This is a genomic window from Arthrobacter sp. Y3221157, assembly GCF_059089865.1.
In genome coordinates, this window is the sequence record NZ_JBNHFD010000199.1 from 1 (window position 1) to 999 (window position 999).

The 999-nt window shown below is 69.1% G+C and carries 2 pseudogenes; both read left to right on the forward strand.

Features of this window, described 5'->3' with window-relative positions:
• A pseudogene (locus AC5RTT_RS20620) lies at window positions 1-147 on the forward strand (protoporphyrinogen oxidase); the annotation flags it as partial.
• A 112-nt stretch (window positions 148-259) separates the two neighbouring features.
• Window positions 260-999: pseudogene (locus AC5RTT_RS20625) on the forward strand (hypothetical protein); the annotation flags it as partial.

Below are 999 nucleotides of genomic sequence, written 5' to 3' on the forward strand. Positions count from 1 at the left end.
GTCGGCCACCGCGCGAGGGTGGCGGCCATCCGTGAAGCCTGCAACGCGGCGGGCGGCCTTGCCGTGGTGGGTGGCTGGGTTGCCGGCAACGGGCTCGCCGCCGTGGTGTCCGACACGCAACAACAGATCCGGAACCTCGTAAGCTGAACGTCTTCGCTGGTCAGCGCGGGGTTGAGTGCAAACGGCGCATCCGGCGGTTGGTCCAACCCCGTTTCACCGGCTTTCAATTCCTTCTGCTCCATGGTTAGGGTCGATGACTATGGTTCACAACAGGTCCGAGCTTTCATTGTCCCGGACCGGTATCCATGGGGGAATCCGGCGCGGCAGTTATGCAGCGGCGATCGGAGCGGTACTGGTTCTAGCCACAGGCGCCACGGCGTCCCAAGCAGACGAAGGGCTGGCTGATCCCGGCAGCCCCACAATCCCGCTGGCGCAGGAAACGGGCTCCCAGCCGCCGGAGGCATCCGAGCGGGCCAGCGCCGGTGAGGCGCTGCAGGCAGCGCCGGGCCAGGACAGGGACGGGAAGGACTCCAGCGGCAAGGGGTCAGGCAAGGACAAGTCCGCGCAGCAGACCGCTGTTCCGCGTCCGTCGGCATCGCCCTCCGCCCTGGTGCTGTCTTTGCCCCCGGCACTCCTTCCGGCGGTAACGGCTACCCTTTCCCCGACCGCGACGGCGGTCCCCACCCCAACACCGTCGCCTTCCTACGCTCCGACGGGCAGTACCCCTCCTGCGGCTCCATCCACCGGCACCGCACCTGCAGCCGCTCCAACGCAAACGAAATATGGCGCCGCCGCATCGCAGACCGGCGCGGCTTCATCACCGGCGGCGTCCGCCGCCGCAGCGACGACAGTCCCCACTGCCCCGGCCGTTCCGGGGACCACGGCCGCAGGGACCCCCGCCGCTGCAGATGCCAGCCAAACGCCGGCTGGTTCCGTCGCCGCTGTGTCCAGTGAATCCGCAGAGGCTCCGGCGGCCCAGCAGCCGAATTTCACCGGCCC